Genomic DNA, 18,149 nt, shown 5'->3' on the forward strand with positions numbered 1-18,149 from the left:
GCCGTTGAAAGTGATGCCGTTGAAAGTGATGCCGTTGAAAGTGATGCGGTTGAAAGTGATGCGGTTGAAAGTGATGCCGTTGAAAGTGATGCGGTGAACCAATAAACACATCTAAACCTAACGGTCGCTCATTTGGTGAACCCGCCAGACTTGTTAGGTGCAAAGGTAATCTGCGATCACTGCCGATGACTCCGTGATAATAAGGCCCCATTCATCCCGTCTGCGGGGTTCCTCTAAAGAGGCTCCGAAGGGAAGGGGGAGGGGGCAAGCAAGATCGTACCCCTCTTTCGTGCAGCGCCCCTCGTCGAGAAAGATCCGGCATTTTCTAGTTGAATTGTTATGTTATAACATATGATATTCCCCCCTGCTTTACTCCACCTTGCACAGGTATCCCGATGTCTGACCGCCTGCCCGTTACCGTCCTGTCCGGTTTTCTAGGTGCGGGAAAAACCACGCTGTTGAATCACATTCTAACCAATCGTGACGGTCGACGCGTCGCCGTGATTGTGAATGATATGAGCGAGGTGAATATTGATGCTGATTTGGTCCGCGACGGGGCGAATCTGTCACGGACCGACGAAAAGTTGGTTGAATTAAGCAACGGCTGCATTTGTTGCACACTGCGCGACGACCTCCTGCTAGAAGTCCGTCGTCTCGCCGAATCTGGTCGCTATGATTATCTCCTGATCGAAAGCACAGGGATCGCGGAACCCTTGCCCATTGCGGCAACTTTCGATTTTCGGGACGAAACCGGTCTTTCACTGTCCGATGTCGCGCGATTGGACGCGATGGTAACGGTTGTGGATGCGTTAAATCTGCTCAAAGACTATGGCAGCCAGGATTTCCTAGGTGACCGTGGGGAAACAGCGGGCGCAGACGATCACCGAAGTCTGGTTGATTTACTCGTTGAACAAATTGAATTTGCCGATGTTATCATCGTCAATAAAGCTGATGATGTAACGCCGGAGCAGCGTCGCCTCGTCCATCAAATTATTCGCGCCCTGAATGCCGACGCCGAAATAATCGATGCTAGCTTTGGTAACGTCCCCTTAAGTGCAATTCTCGATACAAAGCGCTTTAATTCGGAAAAAGCCCAGGAACACCCTTTATGGCACAAAGCCCTATTCGAGCCTGAGAGCCACCTACCAGAAACTGATGCCTATGGCCTGACCTCCTTTGTTTATCGGGCCCGGCAGCCCTTCGCCCCCGTCGCCTTTCAGGCGTTTATCGCGCAAACTTGGCCCGGACTAGTTAGAGCCAAAGGTCATTTCTGGTTAGGAACACGCCCGGATTGGGTTGGCGAACTCAGCCTTGCGGGGGCTATCTGCCGGACCGAAGGCCTAGGGCGCTGGTGGGCAGCTGTACCAAAAGCCCGTTGGCCAGATGATCCGGAGTGGCGGATGCTCCTCAACCGCCATTGGCATCCGCTGTGGGGGGACCGGCGGCAAGAGCTGGTTTTCATCGGCATTGATCTGGATGAAGCGGCTATCCGTGCTGCGCTTGATGCTAGCCTGCTGGGCACGCCAAGGCCCGTGACCTTCAATGCGAATCGGTATCGAGATCTTCCTGATCCCTTTCCTCTATGGGGTGAGGTTGCAGCGGGCATGGCGGGTTGAATGGAAATGCAGCTTGAAACTCTCGATACGGCTATCCGAATTTGTGCCGTATTGCCCGACATCATGATGCTCCGCCAGCCTGGCATCGAGTTGGCCCTTTGGCTGCGGCGTATTCCCCCGGGGATTGAAGCGGAGCTGGCTCAGCTTCCAGCGGAAAGTCTGCCCGACGGGCGGGTTTTAGTGGGCCTAGCCGACCTTAACGCTGCGCTCGACAGTCTCTTTCTGGATCGTGTTACCACGGCTGCCGTGCGCCCGTGGCTGATTGCTGATATTGCGGCGCTGGTGGACCAGTTTGTCGATCTTACTGGCACCACCGAGGTTGATGTGCGGCTAGAGCGCATAACGGGCGATGGTTGCTGGAAGTTTCATCGGGATTGTGTGGAGGCGCGCCTCCTCACCACCTATCGCGGGCCGGGTACGGAGTGGGTTTTCCCCGCTGACGCGCCTAATGCCCTGCGGGATCAAAGAGCCTATCGCGGGCCCATTCATCGGTTTCCCCGACAGGCGGTCGGCGTGTTCAAAGGCAGTTGCGCGGGGCCAGGAAGCGGGATTGTCCATCGTTCGCCGCCACTGGCGGGGCAGGGCGAAACGCGGCTGCTGCTGTGCCTGAACCTTCCATCCAGCGCCTCACCAGAGCGGTGGACGCGCTCAGCTCTTCAATCAGGATAATTGCCATGATTAGCGAACTCTCCATTTCCCGCCGGGCACTCTTGGCGGGTGCCGGGGCTATAAGCGGGTTGGCCTGGGCAGGGCCGCTCGCGGCTCAAACGCACACCGCGCTGCGGATTGTCGGCCCCTGGGAATTTACTTCGTTGGAGCCAACGGATACGGGGTACCTGCTTACCCGCCTTGGAGTTGCGGAAACCCTTGTGCAGGTCGACCCTGATGGACGGCTGGTCGGCGGCGTGGCGTCGGGATGGACCGTTAGCGAGGATAAGCTGACGTGGCGGTTCCCCATCCGGGCCGGGGCGCTGTTTCATGACGGTAGCCCGGTCACAGCCGAGGCGGTCGTCAATAGTCTAAAGCGGGCTTTTTCCGGCGAAAGCCTGTCGGCAGTGCCGCTTGATGGGGTGAGCATCGATGGCGACGCGGTGATTATTCGCACGAAAACCCCGTTTAGCCCCTTACCGGCGTTTCTCGTGGATTATGCCGCGATCCTTTTGGCGCCCGCCGCCTATGATGCCGAGGGCAAGGTGCAGAAAATTATCGCGACCGGTCCCTACCGGTTAACGGCAATCGACGGGAAAACGAATCTGGAACTAGAGCGTTTCCCAGGTGCGCGGGTAAAGGCGCACATCTCAACGGTGCGCTACACGGGGGTCGCTAACGGCGATACGCGCGCTAATATCGCTATCGCAGGCGACGCTGACCTCGTCTATACACTCGCCCCGACGGCACTGCCACGCATCAATGCTGCCGGACAGTTGCGCGTCGAAAGCCTGACGATCCCGCGCGTGCGGCCGCTGGCGGTAAACTGTGGTCTACCTCAGTTCAACGATAAGAACGTGCGTCGCGCCCTGTCCCTGGCGATTGATCGGGCTGGCATTGCCAGCGCCGTTCTGCGGCATCCAGGATCGGCCGCGACGCAGCTTTTGCCGCCAATCCTGACCGAATGGCATAATCCTGCGCTACCGGCCCTGCGCCAGAATATTGCCGAAGCTCAACGCCTGCTTGATAGCGCGGGCTGGGTTCCGGGCGCCGATGGTATTCGGGTTAAGAATGGGGTGCGATTCGCTGGCAAATTGCTCACGCTCGCCAATCGCCCAGAATTGCCCCCGATGGCCGCCGCGCTGCAAGCGCAGTTCAAACAGATTGGGCTTGAGATCAGCATCGAGGTTGGCCCGGCGGCGATCATTCCCACGGCGATCCGGGAGGATCGGATGGAAATGACGATGTTCGCGCGCACTTACGTCAATGTGCCCGACGTCATTGCCACCATCATTCCCGATTATACCCGTGAAAAATCGACGTGGGGTACCGTCCATTGGCCGGAACGCACACAGATGCAGCGGTTGACGGATGCCTATATAGCCAGCTTCGATACTACCGAAAAGGCGCGGCTAAGGGCAGAGATTACGACTTTGCTGCACGATGAACTGCCCGTCATTCCCGTTGCCTGGTTTGAGCATACGGTTGCAGTATCACCGCGCTTACGCAATGTTGCCATCGATCCCTTTGAAATGCGGTATCTTGCCGAGGCTATGGCATGGGGTTAAGCCAATCTGGTGGGGTGTATCTCGCCCCGCCGCCGCAGTTTTTCGCCGGAATTGGCCTGCGCCTTCTGGCAACCGGTCTTTTCGCCTGCATGTCGCTCTGTGTGCGACTGGCTTCGGTCGAAGCTCCCGTTGGTCAGATCATGTTCTGGCGTAGCGCGGTCGCCCTTGTACCGATTGTGGCCTATCTTGCGGTGCAGGGGCAATTTCCCGGCGGCCTGCGCACGCGGTATCCTTTCGGGCACGTGAAGCGCAGCCTCTTCGGCTGCGTTGCAATGGCCTTTTCGTTTCTATCGCTTAAGTATCTTCCGCTGGCTTTGGCAGCGGCCCTTGGCTTTTTGGCGCCGTTGCTGGTGATTCCCACGGCTGTAGTGTTTTTGCGCGAGCGGCCAGGCTTGCTGGTTGTTCTGGCGGCGCTCGTTGGCTTTGCTGGGGTGGGGCTCATGCTTCTGCCCGCACTGGCCGGGCCAAGTTTGGATATGGGAGTCGTGATCGGGGTTGGCGCCGGTATTGCGATGGCAGCAACGACTGCGGCAGCGAAAATCGAAATCAAACGCCTCACCGCAACCGAGCCGCCGGGCACGATCGCTTTTTATTTTGCGCTGGTCTGCGCCGTGGGCGGGGTTATGACCGCGCCTTTCGGGTGGGTAGCCACCGAAGGGGGGACGCTTGCGTGGCTCATCGGGGCGGGGTTCACCGGCGGGCTGGCCCATATTGCGATGACCGAGGCTGTGGCGCGTGCACCGGTTTCAACTCTGGCGCCCTTCGAGTATACGGCAATGCTCTGGGCGATGGGGTTCGATTTGCTCGTCTTCGGGCTCCTACCTGTGCCGCTTAGTCTGCTTGGGGCCGCTCTTGTTGTTGGCGCGGCGGCGCTCGTGGCTTTTGGCGAACGGCAGCGGCGCTGATGAAAACTCTGGGTCTGCGGCTTGGCCAAGCCTTGGCGACCGCATGGGTGATTGCGACCCTCTGCTTCGGGATCACCCATGCGCTCCCCGGCGATATTGCTTTGTCGATTGCCATTGCGCGCGTTGGCGCCGACCGGGCGACGCCGGAGGTTGAGGCGCGGGTGCGGAACGACGAGGCGCTCAATCGTCCTTTGCTCGTTCAATATGGTCACTGGATGAGCCGGGTGATGCGCGGCGACCTTGGACGGTCGCTCGTCTCTCGCAAACCGGTGATTGACGAAATCTTATATCACGCTCGGTTTACGTTGGGATTGGGGGTGCTGGGATGGGCACTTTCCTATGCTCTGGCCTTGCCGCTTGGGATTGCGTGTGGTCTGCGACCAGGCGGGTTGGTTGATCGGGTGGTGACCGGCCTTACCGTCCTCTTTGCGGCTTTGCCGAGCTTTCTGGTGGGGATCGGTTTAATCACCCTTTTTGCCCTGACACTCCGATGGCTCCCGCCCGCCGGGTTCAAGACGCCGACCCATCTCGTTCTGCCCGCGTTGACTTTGGCGTTGGGCCTGACCGCTTTTTCAGTTCCCGTCATTCGCGCGGCAGTGCGCGAGGTGGCGCGCGCGCCTTATATGCAGTTTGCCCGATTGCGGGGCCTGCCCAAGGGTGCCGCCTTAAGACACCACGGTGTCCGCAATGCCGCTATCCCGATTATCACGTTTGCAGCCTTGCAGATGGGGTTCCTCATTGATGGGTTTGTTATCGTGGAAACGCTTTTCAATTACCCTGGGATGGGTGATCTCTTGGTACGGGCGTTAGTGGCGCGGGATATTCCGATTATTCTGGGCTGTGCGCTGCTGATTAGCCTGCTGTATGCCCTGGTGAACCTTTTAGCGGATGCGGCGGCGCTGGTACTCGATCCCCGCCGTCGGCGGTTAGCCTGATGCGTCGCTGGCCCTTTATTGCGCTAGGCGGCCTTTTGGCGCTGTTGGCCCTCCTTCCCGTTATCGTTACCCATGATCCGATTGTGCAGGATTTAGCGGGGGCTTTACAGGAACCCAGCGCACAGCATTGGCTCGGGCAGGATCATTTGGGGCGGGATGTTTTAGCGCGCTTGGCGCACGGCGCTCCGCGCTCGGTCGGCTTGGCGGCAGTTTGCATTGGTCTTGCCGCCTTCGTCGGGACCCTTCTGGGCATGGGGGCTGCCTGGTGGGGTGGGTGGGGCGAGGCTCTCATCATGCGTGGGATTGATGTGCTGCTGGCCTTTCCGGGTATTCTGCTGGCTCTGCTGTTGGTGGGGCTATTGGGGGGCGGCGTTGCGCCGCTGTTGATCGGCCTTACGCTGACCCAAGCCCCGCCCTTTGCCCGATTAAGCCGGGCGGTAGTGGCAGGGGAGGTGTTGAGTACCCATGTTGAAGCGGCCCGATTGGCTGGTTTTGGGGCCTGGGCGATTTTTCGCCACCATCTTTTGCCGCCGTTGCTACCGCTTCTTTTGCCCCAGCTTACCCTTGGGCTGGGAACGACAATTATGACGATTGCCGGATTGGGCTTTCTAGGGCTTGGCCTTACCCCGCCAACGCCGGAGTGGGGGGGGATGATCGCCGAAGCTTTGCCCTATTTGACCGAAGCGCCCTGGCAAACCGCGGCCCCCTGTTTAGGGCTGGTCCTTGTTACCTGGTCTGTCACACTGATTGGCCGTGTCGCGTTTCCGGTAGCGGGGGAGGGGCGTTTATGAGCGCCGCCCTCGTTCTTCAAGGGCTAACGATTTATGACGGGTCCGGAAAACCGCTGGTCCGCAACATCGATTTTTCCCTGCCATCTGGGGGCATTCTCACGATCATCGGCGAAAGCGGCGGCGGTAAGAGCTTAATCGCCCAAGCGCTTATGGGCCTGCTACCGCCCGGGTTTCGGGCTGTTGGGGCTCTGCTTTGGCAGGGCCGAACGTTCGATCTTGGCAATCCTCAGGCACTGCAAGGCTTGTGGGCATCTGACTTTCTTCTCGTACCACAAGAGCCGGGGGCGGCGCTCGACCCAACCCAGCGCCTCGGGCGCATGCTCGCTCAAACTGGACACATACCGGTGCCGGTTCAGGAAAGTTTGGCTGCCGTCGATCTGCCCGCAAGGTGCGCGGCCGCATATCCGTTCCAGCTTTCGGGGGGCATGGCCCAGCGCGCCTTGATCGCCAGCGCCTTGCGGCTAGAGGCACCGTTGCTGATTGCCGACGAACCGACAAAGGGGCTTGACCCGCAGCGGCTGGAGGATGTGGCAGACTTACTGCTTCGATTGTCGCGGCAAGGGCGTAGCCTATTGCTTATCAGCCATGACCGCCATCTAGTGCGCCGTCTTCAGGGCTCTGTGCTGGTATTGGCCGACGGCTGCCTGCAAGAGTTCGGCCCAAGCGATACTGTTTTGGCAGCGCCACAAAGCGCCTACACCCGCGCCTGGTTGGACGCCGATCCTGCTACATGGGTTCCTTGCTCAGCTTGCGCCGTCGACACTCCCTTGGTCTTGGCCGCGCACGGGCTTAGCCTCGGTCATTCTGGTTGCCCTGATCTGCTGAACAACATCGATCTTCATCTTACGCAGGGCATGATTCTCGGGATCTCTGGCCCCAGCGGCTGCGGTAAATCCAGCCTTGGGAATAGTCTTCTTGGGCTTTTGCCGCCGCGTCGCGGTTCGGTCTCCTGGGGAGGGATTGACCCATACCGCGATTTAACCAGTGCCCAGCGCCTCAGGCGCCGATATCAAAAGTTGCATCAAGACCCGACGGCGGTATTCATTCCCCACCGGACGCTCAGCGCCCAATTCCAATATCTCAGTACCCTCGCGCCGCAACCTGATTATGCAGAACGCCTATCAGCGGGGCTTGATCGCCTGAAGTTAAGCGCGAAGCTACTTGAACGGTTTCCGAGCGAGATTTCTGGGGGGGAGGCCCAGCGTCTGGCGCTGTTGCGACTATTATTGTTGAACCCGGCGGTTATTGTCGCTGATGAGCCGACCTCGCGGCTCGACCCAATCCTCCAGAGGGAAACAATTTCTCTTCTCCATGAAATTGTCACGGAGGAAAAAATTGGAGCAATATTTATCTCCCATGAAATGGAATTAATTTATTCATTAACAGAGAATATTATAATTTTGTGACTATTCACTTTGAGGGCAGAGAGGATATTGGTGTTGTGCATACTTTGGTGGCTGGGTACGGTCTCATACAAAACTTTGTGTGTGCCGTTCGGTTGTATAAATGGCTCATTTTGATATTTCCCTTCCCGAGGGGTGAGAGCAACCTGTTACCTAAATCACACACTTGTTGATTCGTTTCAGGTGATAAGAAATGTGTTGATTGAATGTCTGTCATGTCATTTCCATATGTCTACCGCGCCAGACTGTGGGAGGCCTGGCGCGTGCCGATTTCACCTGGGAGAGATCCGATAATGCAAAAACTGGCTTTCGTTACGCTGCTTATGGCCGGAACCGCGCTGGCCTTTCCGGCGTCTGCCGTTTCCTTCAAAATGGCCCGTGGTCAGGATGCGACCACGATGGACCCGCATGCGCAGAATTCCGGTCAGAATTTTAATCTTTTGCATCAGATTTATGAGCCGCTCGTGCATCGCGACAATGACGCGAAGCTGACCCCGGCGCTCGCCACGGCCTGGAAAATTACGGCCGATCCGACCGTGTGGGAATTCAAGCTGCGCCCGGGGGTAAAGTTCCACAACGGCAATAGCTTTAACGCGGATGACGTCGTTTTTTCGTTGACCCGGGCCATGGGTGATAAGTCGCAGATGAAGGGTCTGCTGACCAGCATCGAACAAGTGACCAAGGTTGATGATCTGACGGTCAATGTGAAGACCAAGGGGCCGAACCCGCTGCTGGTCAACGACCTGACCAACCTGTTCATGATGGACAAGGAATGGTCCGAAGCGAACAATGTGGTGAATTCCCAGGATTTTAACGCCAAGGAAGAAACCTATGCCGTGCGCAACACCAATGGCACGGGCCCCTATGTGCTGAAAGTGCGCGAGCCGGACGTGCGCAGCGTTCTCGCCGCTAATCCGGCTTATTGGGGCAAGGGCCAGTTTCCGCTGAAAGTATCGGAAATCACCTATTCGGTGATTGCGGCGGCGCCGACCCGGGTCGCCGCCCTGCTGTCGGGTGAAGTGGATTTTGTTCAAGACGTGCCGGTGCAGGATATTGCCCGTATCGCCGGGACCAACGGGATGCGTGTTAATTCGGGCGCCGAAAACCGCTCGATCTTTTTCAGCCTGAATACTGGGGACGCCGACCTGAAGTTCGACACGGTGGAGGGTAAAAATCCGCTGGCCGATCTGCGCGTGCGTCAGGCGATTGATTTTGCGATCAACCGCAGTGCCATCCAGAAAGTGGTGATGTCCGGTCAGTCGACCCCCTCGGGTACGCTGCTGCCGCCGGGGTCGGACGGCTATACGAAGGAATTGGACGCCATCACGCCCTATGATCTGAACAAGGCCAAGGCCTTGATGAAGGACGCGGGCTATGAAGCCGGGTTCGGGATTACGATGCACTGCCCGAACAATCGCTACGTCAATGACGAGAAGATCTGCCAAGCGGTTGTTGGGATGCTGGGTCAGATCGGCATTAAGGTAACGCTTGAAGCCCGTCCGATGGCCCAACACTCGCCGCAGATTATCGAAGGCGCGATTGATTTCTATCTGCTCGGCTGGGGTGTGCCGACCTTCGATGGCGAATATGTTCTGAAGTTCCTGTACCACAGCCGCGAAGGGAAGGGGGCCTACGGTAGCTACAATCCCAAATATTCCAACGCGGAACTGGATGGGATGATTAAGTCGCTAGCCACCGAAACCGATAAGGCCAAACGCGATGCGACGATGGCCAAGGCCTTGAAGATCGCCAAGGACTCGCTGGTCCATATTCCGGTCCATAACCAGAATATCGCCTGGGCAATGAAGGCTAACTATAATATTCCGGTTCAGACCGAGAATACCTTCTTCATCAAGTATGTTGATGTGAAGTAAGGCGCAGCATTCAACCTGCGCAGTGTCCGGGGGGTCAATGACCCCCCGGTCTTGTTAGACCCCAGAGGTGTTGATGCTTGCCTTCGTGCTTCGTCGGCTTTTCCAGGCGATTCTTGTCATGCTTGTCGTGGCGCTCGTCTCCTTTTCACTCTTCCGCTTTGTGGGCGACCCCATTTCCGTGATGGTCGGCCAGGAGGCAACCCAAGAGGATCGGGAGCGGATGCGCCAGGAGCTTGGCCTTGACCAACCTTTCCCGCTTCAATTCGCGGCCTACGTCGGGCGGATCGTGCAGGGGGAATTTGGGATTTCCTATCGCGTCGGTCGGCCGGTCATTGACCTGATCGCCGAACGTTTGCCCGCCACGCTGGAACTCGCTTTCTGTGCGGCAATTTTCGCCCTGGTCTTCGGGGTCGGGTTCGGGGTGTTCACGGCCCTGCGGCGCACCCGGTTTTCGGCAAAGGCCATCATGACCTTTTCGCTGATCGGCGTATCCTTGCCGACCTTTCTGATCGGCATTGCGCTCATTTACCTCTTCTCGGTCGAGCTCAAGATACTGCCGTCCTTTGGTCGCGGTCAGGTCGTCGATCTCGGGGTCTGGACGACGGGATTTTTGACGGTTTCCGGGCTTAAATCGCTCGTTTTGCCGGCGATTACCCTCGGTCTGTTTCAGATGACGCTGATTATGCGCCTCGTGCGCTCCGAGATGCTGGAAGTGCTGCGCGCCGATTACATCAAGTTTGCGCGGGCGCGCGGCTTGTCCGACCGAGCCGTGCATTTTGGGCACGCTTTGAAGAATACGCTGATCCCCGTGATTACGATTATGGGCATTAAGCTCGGCTCGCTCGTGGCCTTTGCGATTATCACCGAGACGGTGTTCCAATGGCCGGGGGTTGGGTTCCTCTTCATCTCCTCGGTGCAGTCGGTCGATATTCCGCTGATGGCGACTTATCTACTGCTGGTCGCCCTGTTCTTCGTCACGATCAACCTGATCGTCGATATGCTCTATTTTATCGTGGACCCGCGCCTGAAGTCTGGCGCAGCCCTCGCCCGCCATTAAGGACGACGCTATGCGCGAAGCTTCAACCGCTCTGCCCAAGGTCAGCCTGCGGCAGAAACTGCATAAGATTTGGGATTCGGATATCGCCTATTCCTTCCGTCAGTCACCAGTGACGATGGCAGCGGGCTTGGTGGTGATCCTGATTTTCGTCGGGGCGCTCTTAGCGCCGCTGCTGGCGACCCAAGATCCGTTTAATCCGGCAGGCCTGAACCTGATGGACGGTAAAACGCCGCCGCTGACGGCCAATGAGTTTACCCAGAACGTCTATCTTTTGGGGACCGACGATCAGGGCCGTGACGTGCTTTCGACCATCCTGTATGGGTCGCGGGCCTCGCTACTCGTCGGTTTTGCTGCCGTTGGGTTGGCCATGTTGATCGGCGTCACCCTGGGCCTGATCGCCGGGTATCGCGGCGGGATCGTCGATAGCATCATTATGCGGATCGCCGATATTCAACTGACCTTCCCCTCCATCCTGGTGGCGATGATGATCTTTGGCGTGTTCCGGGGGGTATTGCCGGTGCAAAGCCATGCCACCTTGGCCGTGCCGGTGCTGATTCTGGCAATCGGCCTTTCTGATTGGCCGCAATATGCCCGAACGGTGCGCGGCGTAACTTTGGTGGAGCGCAACAAGGAATATGTGCAGGCGGCGCGTGTCATTGGGTTGGCACCGTTGACCATCATGATCCGTCATGTCTTGCCGAATGTGCTGGGGCCGGTGCTGGTCATCGGCACCCTGGGCCTAGCGCTGGCGATCATTGCCGAAGCCACGCTGTCCTACCTGGGGGTTGGGGTGCCGCCGACGCAGCCGTCGCTGGGAACCTTGATCCGCATTGGTCAGGAATATATCGCGTCCGGCGAATGGTGGATTCTGCTGTTCCCGTCGCTCACGCTGCTGGCGCTGGCGCTATCGGTCAATCTATTGGGCGATTGGCTGCGCGATGCCCTTAATCCGAAACTGAGATAAGCCATGACCTTATCCTCCGAAGCGCTGCTTGAGGTGCGCGATCTGGTGGTGGAATTCCCCACCCGGCGCGGTGTTCTGCGCGCCGTTGATCAAATCTCCTTCTCCCTTAAACCCGGCGAAGTCCTGGGGCTGGTCGGCGAATCCGGCGCGGGCAAATCGCTGACCGGGACGGCGCTGATCGGTCTGCTGGAGCCGCCGGGGCGGATCGCCAGCGGCACGGTTCACTTGAAGGGCCTACAAATCAACGGGCTACCGCCGGAAGAATTGCGCAAAGTGCGCGGGCGGCGCATTGGGATGGTATTCCAGGATCCGCTCACGTCGCTCAATCCGCTCTATCGGGTTGGCGAACAGTTGATCGAAACCATTCGCACCCATCTGCCCCTGTCGGAAGCGGAAGCCCGGCAGCGCGCCGTTGATCTGCTGGTCGAGGTGGGCATCCCGGCGGCGGAAAAGCGGCTGGACAGCTACCCGCACGAGTTTTCGGGCGGGATGCGCCAGCGGGTGGTGATCGCCCTGGCGTTGGCCGCCGAGCCTGAACTGGTGATCGCCGACGAGCCGACGACCGCGCTTGACGTGTCGGTGCAGGCGCAGATCATTGCCGTGTTAAAACGCCTGTGCCGGGAGAAGAATACCGCCGTTATCCTGGTGACGCACGATATGGGCGTGATCGCGGAAACCGCGGACCGGGTGGCGGTTATGTATGCCGGACGGATTGTCGAAATCGGCCCCGTGCGCGACGTGATCAAGGCCCCGCGCCATCCTTACACCAAGGGTCTGATGGGATCGATCCCCGACCCCGAGGTGGAGGCGGAGCGGCTAACCCAGATCCCCGGCTCGATGCCGCGCCTTGCCCATATTCCTAAGGGCTGCGCCTTCAATCCCCGCTGCAGTTTTGCCTTCGATCGCTGCCGGACGGAACGGCCGCCCGTGCGCACAGTGGGCAGCGGCAGCGTTGCCTGTTTTCTCGATGAAGCCCAATTGACCGGGGAGGCCCGTTCATGACTGCCGCTGCACCTAAGCCAGAGGCATCCGCCCCGTTGTTAACTGTTGACGGGCTCCGCTGCGTCTTCGACGTTTCCAAACCCTGGCTGAACCGGGTTCTGGAAGGCGCGCCGAAGCAATCGCTGCAAGCCGTGGATAATGTCGGTTTCAGCATCCCCAAGGGCGAAACCTTCGCCTTGGTGGGGGAGTCCGGGTCGGGTAAATCGACCATCGCCAAAATGATCGTTGGCTTGTTGCGGCCCACGGAAGGCGCGATCCGGTTCGACGGCACCGATATCACCAAGATCGCCAGCGCCGCAGAAATGCGGCGGCTGCGGCGGCGGTTCCAGATGATTTTTCAGGATCCTTACGCCAGCCTGAACCCACGGATGCGGGTGGATACGATCATCGCGGAACCGATCCGCGCCTTTGGCCTTTTATCGGACGAGGGGGCGATTGCGGCGCGGGTTGCGGAACTTTTGCGCTTAGTCCGCCTCGATCCGGCTGATGGGGTAAAGTTCCCGCACGAATTTTCTGGTGGGCAACGTCAACGCATTGCGATTGCCCGCGCCCTGGCAGGCAATCCCGAGTTTCTGGTTTGCGACGAGCCAACCTCGGCGCTCGATGTTTCGGTGCAGGCTCAGATTCTCAACCTGATGAAGGATTTGCAGGCGGAGTTTGGGCTAACCTATCTGCTGATCTCGCATAATCTCGCGGTTGTGCGGCATATGGCAACGCGGGTCGGCGTGCTGTATCTCGGGCGTTTGGTGGAGGTGGCGCCCTCGCGCCAGCTTTTCACAACCCCGCGCCATCCTTATACGCGCATGCTATTGGACGCGGTGCCCGATCTCGCGATGACCGGACGGCAGCGGCAACCCGTCCAAGGGGAAATTCCCAATCCAATCAATCCGCCAGCGGGTTGCCACTATCATCCGCGCTGCCCGCTGGCGACCCAGCGCTGCAAGCAGGAGACGCCTGCGCCGCGCCCCGTTGGCGACGGGTTGATTGCCTGCCATGCGGTGGAGGAGGGCAGGGCCTAAAGAGGCCAGCCATTCCCCAAAAGCTGAGATCGCCCCCGAACACGCCACGATAGTGGTCGATGCGCGAGAGCATCGCGTGCGGGGGCGGTCGATCTCTGTCATGACGACCTAGGTAGACGGCTCGCCTGGTTTTCTTTTTATTTAATATTATTTCATTTACGAACAGTTTTCTGTCGTTATCTTCTCGATAAGAATCGTAAATCTATTTATTGCAGGGCCATTTTTTCTGCGGATAATGCATAAATAATTGTCATTATCCCGTCTATTCTAATTTCCTTTTCTCAAAGGGCAGCCTGCACAGCCTAGTCTGCGCAGGCCGTACTTCCTCACGTCGATTTTCGGAAGGCGCAGGATCCTTAAACGGGGGGCGGCGTCCTAAAAATATGTTGATTAATCATTATTGTTATATAACATAACAAAAAACGATAAGCGGCGCTCCGATAACGAGCGCTTTGGTTTGGGAGAAAACAGAATGAGCACCCCTCAGTCCGTCAGCGTTCCGCTTTTCATCAAGGGTCAGCCCGTTCCGGCGAGTACCGGGGCAGAGTTCGTGCGGCGCAATCCGCTGACCGGCGATATTGCCAGCCGGGCTGCGGCGGCCAGTCTTGTGGACGTTGCAACCGCCGTGGCCGCAGCGGAGGCGGCTTTTCCCGTTTGGTCGGAGATGGGGCCAAGTGCCCGGCGCGGGCTGCTGCTGAAGGCGGCGGAGGCGCTGGTCGCCCGAACCGAGGCCTTCGTGGCGGCCATGGCGGCGGAGACCGGCGCCACCAAGGGCTGGGCATTATTCAATGTTACCCTTGCCGCCAATATGATCCGCGAGGCGGCGTCCCTGACCACGCAAATCAACGGCGAAGTGATTCCAAGCGATAAACCCGGCTGCATGGCGCTTGCGGTACGCCAGCCGCTTGGCGTGATTCTGGGCATGGCCCCGTGGAATGCGCCGGTCATTTTGGGCGTGCGTGCTGTGGCGACCGCGCTCGCCTGTGGCAATACCGCCATTTTGAAAGCGTCGGAGCTGTGCCCGCTGACCCATAGCCTGATCGGGCAAGCATTTGCCGACGCAGGCCTGCCGCCGGGGGTTCTGAATGTCCTCAGCAACGCGCCAGAGGATGCGGCAGATATTGTTGGCGCGCTGATCGACCATCCCGCGGTGCGCCGGATCAATTTCACCGGCTCCACCCGCGTTGGCAAAGTCATCGCTGCCCGGGCGGCGGTCCACCTCAAGCCGGTTCTGCTTGAACTGGGGGGTAAGGCACCCCTCTTGGTTTTGGATGATGCCGATTTGGATGAAGCCGTAAAGGCCGCCGCTTTTGGCGCCTTCTTCAATCAGGGCCAAATTTGCATGTCCACCGAACGCATTATCGTCGATGCCAGCATTGCCGATGCGTTCGTTGCCAAATTCGTCGAAAAAGCCAAAACACTGGTCGCGGGTGATCCGCGCGTTGGCACCACGCCGCTGGGATCGGTCATCGACCCTTCGGCGGTCGTGGGCATTCAAGCCTTGATTGAGGATGCGACGGCCAAGGGCGCAACCCTGCATCTCGCCGCGCCTGCCACTGGAACGCTTCTATCGGCGGCGGTTCTCGACGGCGTAACGCCCGACATGCGGATTTATGCCGACGAAAGCTTCGGCCCCGTAACGACGATTGTTCGGGTTCGCGGCGAGGAGGAGGCGATCCGTGTGGCCAACGATACTGAGTATGGCCTAACCGCTGCCGTTTTCACCCGCAACATTGCGCGCGGGCTTAAGGTTGCCAAACGCATTCAATCGGGCATGTGCCACGTCAATGGCCCGACGGTACATGACGAAGCGCAAATGCCATTCGGCGGTGTTAAGGCCAGCGGGTATGGCCGGTTTGGCGGGAAAGCCGGGATTGATGCCTTCACCGAACTGCGCTGGATCACGGTCGAAACCCTGCCGGGCCATTTCCCGATTTAATCCTGGCCCCTCTTTTTCAGAAAGCTGTTTGCGATGACCAGTCCAGTCGCCTTCGACGTTGAAAACAATATTGCGTGGGTGCGCTTCAACCGCCCCGAAAAGCGGAACTGTATGAACCCGGCGCTGAACCGCCGGATGATGGAGGTTCTGGACGAACTTGAGTATCGGGACGATGTGCGCGTGCTCGTCCTCTCCGGCGAAGGGTCGTCCTGGTCGGCCGGTATGGACCTTAAGGAATATTTTCGCGAAACCGAGGCCAAAGGCCTCGCGGCGACGCGGGCCGCCCAGCGCGACGCCTACGGCTGGTGGCGCCGTCTGCGGTGGTATCAGAAGCCAACGATTGCGATGGTCAATGGCTGGTGCTTTGGCGGTGGCTACGGCCCGTTATTCGCCTGCGATCTGGCCTTTGCCGCTGAAGAAGCCCAGTTCGGCCTGTCTGAAATCAACTGGGGGATTCTACCCGGCGGCGGGGCGACGAAAGTGGTCGTCGATTTGCTAACCCTGCGCGACGCGATGTACCACGCGCTTACGGGTGAGATGATCGACGGAAAAAAAGCCGCCGCCTGGAAACTCGTGAATGAGGCCGTTCCTTTGGCCGACCTCAAGGATCGCGTTACGGCGGTTGCCAATATCTTGATTGCCAAGAATCCGGTCGCCCTAAAAGCAACCAAAGACGCCGTGCGCCGCGTTGGCGAGATGACCTATGATAATGCCGAAGATTATCTGGTTCGTGCCCAAGAGGCTGCGAATTCTTATGATAATGAGGGCCGTAAGGAAGGCATCCGCCAGTTCATTGACGAGAAGACCTATAAGCCCGGCCTTAGGGCTTATGATCTCTCGAAGCAAAAGTCCTGATCGATGGTTGGGGCGGTCGATGCGATTGGGCTGCACGCGCGCCTGCGGCCCCACGCGATTGCAGCGGAAGATCTGACGCGGGGGCAAAGCTGGACCTATGCGGCGCTGAACCGTGCCGTTGGCCAATGGGCCGCCGCTTTGACGGCTCAGGGCATCCGCGCGGGGGACCGTGTTGCCGCGTTGGCGAAGAATGACGTTTGGCTGCCGATCCTGCACCATGCTTGCGCCCGGCTTGGGGCGCTCTATGTCCCGTTAAACTGGCGCTTGTCAGCCGCCGAAATCGCCCGTGTGCTGGATGATTGTCGCCCCGCTTTGTTGGTCGGCGACGGGGTTCTCGCGACGTTAGCCCCCGCCCACGGCGGCCTAGCCTTGGCAACCCTTGCCGCCCAGGCCGATAGTCTTGCACCGCTGCCCGAGACGCCGTTTGACCGCGCCCGACCATCGCTCATTCTCTACACTTCGGGCACCTCGGGCCGCCCGAAAGGGGTACTGCTCTCTGAGAAAAATATCGATCAAACGGCGATCAATTTTTCCGTTCTGGGAGAGGTCACGCAGCGCAGCAGCTTTCTCTGCGATGCGCCGATGTTTCACATAATCGGGCTGATTACCAGCCTGCGACCGGCCTTATTGCAGGGCGGGCGTCTCCTAGTGTCGGACGGGTTCAGCCCCGCGCGGACGCTCGCGCGCCTATCCGACCCCGCCTTGGGGATCACCCATTACTTCTGCGTACCGCAGATGGCGGCTCTCTTGCGCGCCGAGCCAACTTTCGATCCTGAGCGGTTGCGCCATCTCGCCGCCATCTTCACCGGCGGGGCGCCCCATCCGGCCCCTGCTATTCACGCTTGGCTGGAGGTTGGCATTCCCATTGTCGACGGCTTTGGCATGAGCGAGGCGGGAACCGTCTTCGGCATGCCGCTTGACCGTGCGATTATCGCCGGGCGGGCTGGGTCGGCGGGGATTGCCATGCCGGGGGTGCAAACCCGCATCCTTGGGGCAGACGGCGATGATTGTGCGGTGGGCGAGGCGGGGGAACTCTTGCTGAAGGGCGACAATATTACCGCAGGTTATTGGCAGCGCCCCGACGAAACCGCGCAAGCCTTCACCGACGAGGGGTGGTTTCGCACTGGTGATATTGTCCGCGCCGATGCCGAAGGGTTTCATTGGTTGGTCGATCGCAAGAAGGATATGTTCATTTCCGGCGGGGAAAATATCTTTCCGGCGGAAGTTGAGGCCGCCGCCATTGCGCACCCCGATGTTGCGGAGTGCGCCGTTGTTGGTCTGCCCGATCCGCGCTGGGGTGAGGTGGGGCATTTATCCGCCGTGCTAAAATCCGGCGCCTCGCTCTCGGCCGAGGCGTTGCTGGCTTTCCTTGAAACCCGCATCGCCCGCTATAAGCTGCCAAAAACGATCCTCTTTGTCTCGGCGCTTCCCCGCAATGGCGCCGGGAAGCTGATGAAAGCCGAAATTAAGCGGCAGTTATCCGATCCTTGACCTGCGGCCCCTCGGGGCAATCAGGCGCATGGCGTTTTTGGGGGGCACGGGCTATTGCTACCCCCAAACAACCAGCATGGTG

General features: G+C 59.1%; 15 protein-coding genes. All 15 read left to right on the forward strand.

Features of this window, described 5'->3' with window-relative positions:
- Positions 1-395: 395 nt before the first annotated feature.
- The 15 genes from CHR90_RS01030 to CHR90_RS01100 all read left to right on the forward strand — a co-directional run bounded on the left by CHR90_RS01030 (position 396) and on the right by CHR90_RS01100 (position 18,067).
- A complete protein-coding gene (locus CHR90_RS01030; protein WP_094406835.1) occupies positions 396-1,616 on the forward strand; it encodes a GTP-binding protein in 1,221 nt (406 codons plus the stop codon).
- Positions 1,617-2,285: a DUF1826 domain-containing protein gene (locus CHR90_RS01035; RefSeq protein ID WP_094406837.1), complete on the forward strand. Its 669-nt coding sequence runs from the start codon at positions 1,617-1,619 to the stop codon at positions 2,283-2,285.
- 5 nt (positions 2,286-2,290) lie between these two features.
- Positions 2,291-3,832, forward strand: coding sequence for an ABC transporter substrate-binding protein (locus CHR90_RS01040; RefSeq protein WP_094406839.1), 1,542 nt, complete (start codon positions 2,291-2,293; stop codon positions 3,830-3,832).
- The gene (locus tag CHR90_RS01045; protein WP_094406841.1) at positions 3,823-4,737 is read left to right on the forward strand and encodes a DMT family transporter; all 915 of its coding nucleotides are present in this window, start codon (positions 3,823-3,825) and stop codon (positions 4,735-4,737) included. The genes CHR90_RS01040 and CHR90_RS01045 overlap by 10 nt, the downstream gene beginning before the upstream one ends.
- Entirely contained in the window at positions 4,737-5,672 is a 936-nt protein-coding gene (locus CHR90_RS01050) for an ABC transporter permease (RefSeq protein WP_094406843.1), read from the forward strand. Before CHR90_RS01045 ends, CHR90_RS01050 begins: the two co-directional genes overlap by 1 nt.
- The gene (locus CHR90_RS01055) at positions 5,672-6,463 is read left to right on the forward strand and encodes an ABC transporter permease (protein ID WP_094406845.1); all 792 of its coding nucleotides are present in this window, start codon (positions 5,672-5,674) and stop codon (positions 6,461-6,463) included. Before CHR90_RS01050 ends, CHR90_RS01055 begins: the two co-directional genes overlap by 1 nt.
- Complete coding sequence (locus tag CHR90_RS01060; protein WP_094406847.1) at positions 6,460-7,869, forward strand: ABC transporter ATP-binding protein; 1,410 nt, start codon at positions 6,460-6,462, stop codon at positions 7,867-7,869. The genes CHR90_RS01055 and CHR90_RS01060 overlap by 4 nt, the downstream gene beginning before the upstream one ends.
- A 290-nt stretch (positions 7,870-8,159) precedes the next feature.
- Positions 8,160-9,740 carry an ABC transporter substrate-binding protein gene (locus CHR90_RS01065; RefSeq protein ID WP_094406849.1) on the forward strand — a complete coding sequence of 527 codons (1,581 nt, stop codon included), beginning with the start codon at positions 8,160-8,162 and terminating at the stop codon, positions 9,738-9,740.
- Positions 9,741-9,813: 73 nt separating this feature from the next.
- Positions 9,814-10,797: an ABC transporter permease gene (locus CHR90_RS01070; RefSeq protein ID WP_094406851.1), complete on the forward strand. Its 984-nt coding sequence runs from the start codon at positions 9,814-9,816 to the stop codon at positions 10,795-10,797.
- Positions 10,798-10,807: 10 nt separating this feature from the next.
- Positions 10,808-11,761, forward strand: coding sequence for an ABC transporter permease (locus tag CHR90_RS01075; RefSeq protein ID WP_094406853.1), 954 nt, complete (start codon positions 10,808-10,810; stop codon positions 11,759-11,761).
- A 3-nt stretch (positions 11,762-11,764) separates the two neighbouring features.
- Positions 11,765-12,763: an ABC transporter ATP-binding protein gene (locus CHR90_RS01080; protein ID WP_094406855.1), complete on the forward strand. Its 999-nt coding sequence runs from the start codon at positions 11,765-11,767 to the stop codon at positions 12,761-12,763.
- Positions 12,760-13,782, forward strand: coding sequence for an ABC transporter ATP-binding protein (locus CHR90_RS01085; RefSeq protein ID WP_094406858.1), 1,023 nt, complete (start codon positions 12,760-12,762; stop codon positions 13,780-13,782). The genes CHR90_RS01080 and CHR90_RS01085 overlap by 4 nt, the downstream gene beginning before the upstream one ends.
- 472 nt (positions 13,783-14,254) lie before the next feature.
- The gene (locus CHR90_RS01090) at positions 14,255-15,721 is read left to right on the forward strand and encodes an aldehyde dehydrogenase (RefSeq protein WP_094406860.1); all 1,467 of its coding nucleotides are present in this window, start codon (positions 14,255-14,257) and stop codon (positions 15,719-15,721) included.
- A gap of 33 nt (positions 15,722-15,754) precedes the next feature.
- Positions 15,755-16,576: a p-hydroxycinnamoyl CoA hydratase/lyase gene (locus CHR90_RS01095; protein WP_094406862.1), complete on the forward strand. Its 822-nt coding sequence runs from the start codon at positions 15,755-15,757 to the stop codon at positions 16,574-16,576.
- Positions 16,577-16,579: 3 nt separating this feature from the next.
- Positions 16,580-18,067 (forward strand): AMP-binding protein, encoded by a 1,488-nt coding sequence (locus CHR90_RS01100; protein ID WP_094406864.1) that lies wholly within the window; start codon positions 16,580-16,582, stop codon positions 18,065-18,067.
- Positions 18,068-18,149 lie beyond the last annotated feature (82 nt).

It is taken from the genome of Elstera cyanobacteriorum (genome assembly GCF_002251735.1).
Classification (GTDB): domain Bacteria; phylum Pseudomonadota; class Alphaproteobacteria; order Elsterales; family Elsteraceae; genus Elstera; species Elstera cyanobacteriorum.

Excerpts from the sequence above, each read along its gene's own strand:
- CHR90_RS01030 (WP_094406835.1), top strand. The coding sequence starts at position 396 with ATGTCTGACCGCCTGCCCGTTACCGTCCTGTCCGGTTTTCTAGGTGCG.
- CHR90_RS01035 (WP_094406837.1), top strand. The coding sequence starts at position 1,617 with ATGGAAATGCAGCTTGAAACTCTCGATACGGCTATCCGAATTTGTGCC.
- CHR90_RS01040 (WP_094406839.1), top strand. The coding sequence starts at position 2,291 with ATGATTAGCGAACTCTCCATTTCCCGCCGGGCACTCTTGGCGGGTGCC.
- CHR90_RS01045 (WP_094406841.1), top strand. The coding sequence starts at position 3,823 with ATGGGGTTAAGCCAATCTGGTGGGGTGTATCTCGCCCCGCCGCCGCAG.
- CHR90_RS01050 (WP_094406843.1), top strand. The coding sequence starts at position 4,737 with ATGAAAACTCTGGGTCTGCGGCTTGGCCAAGCCTTGGCGACCGCATGG.
- CHR90_RS01055 (WP_094406845.1), top strand. The coding sequence starts at position 5,672 with ATGCGTCGCTGGCCCTTTATTGCGCTAGGCGGCCTTTTGGCGCTGTTG.
- CHR90_RS01060 (WP_094406847.1), top strand. The coding sequence starts at position 6,460 with ATGAGCGCCGCCCTCGTTCTTCAAGGGCTAACGATTTATGACGGGTCC.
- CHR90_RS01065 (WP_094406849.1), top strand. The coding sequence starts at position 8,160 with ATGCAAAAACTGGCTTTCGTTACGCTGCTTATGGCCGGAACCGCGCTG.
- CHR90_RS01070 (WP_094406851.1), top strand. The coding sequence starts at position 9,814 with ATGCTTGCCTTCGTGCTTCGTCGGCTTTTCCAGGCGATTCTTGTCATG.
- CHR90_RS01075 (WP_094406853.1), top strand. The coding sequence starts at position 10,808 with ATGCGCGAAGCTTCAACCGCTCTGCCCAAGGTCAGCCTGCGGCAGAAA.
- CHR90_RS01080 (WP_094406855.1), top strand. The coding sequence starts at position 11,765 with ATGACCTTATCCTCCGAAGCGCTGCTTGAGGTGCGCGATCTGGTGGTG.
- CHR90_RS01085 (WP_094406858.1), top strand. The coding sequence starts at position 12,760 with ATGACTGCCGCTGCACCTAAGCCAGAGGCATCCGCCCCGTTGTTAACT.
- CHR90_RS01090 (WP_094406860.1), top strand. The coding sequence starts at position 14,255 with ATGAGCACCCCTCAGTCCGTCAGCGTTCCGCTTTTCATCAAGGGTCAG.
- CHR90_RS01095 (WP_094406862.1), top strand. The coding sequence starts at position 15,755 with ATGACCAGTCCAGTCGCCTTCGACGTTGAAAACAATATTGCGTGGGTG.
- CHR90_RS01100 (WP_094406864.1), top strand. The coding sequence starts at position 16,580 with ATGGTTGGGGCGGTCGATGCGATTGGGCTGCACGCGCGCCTGCGGCCC.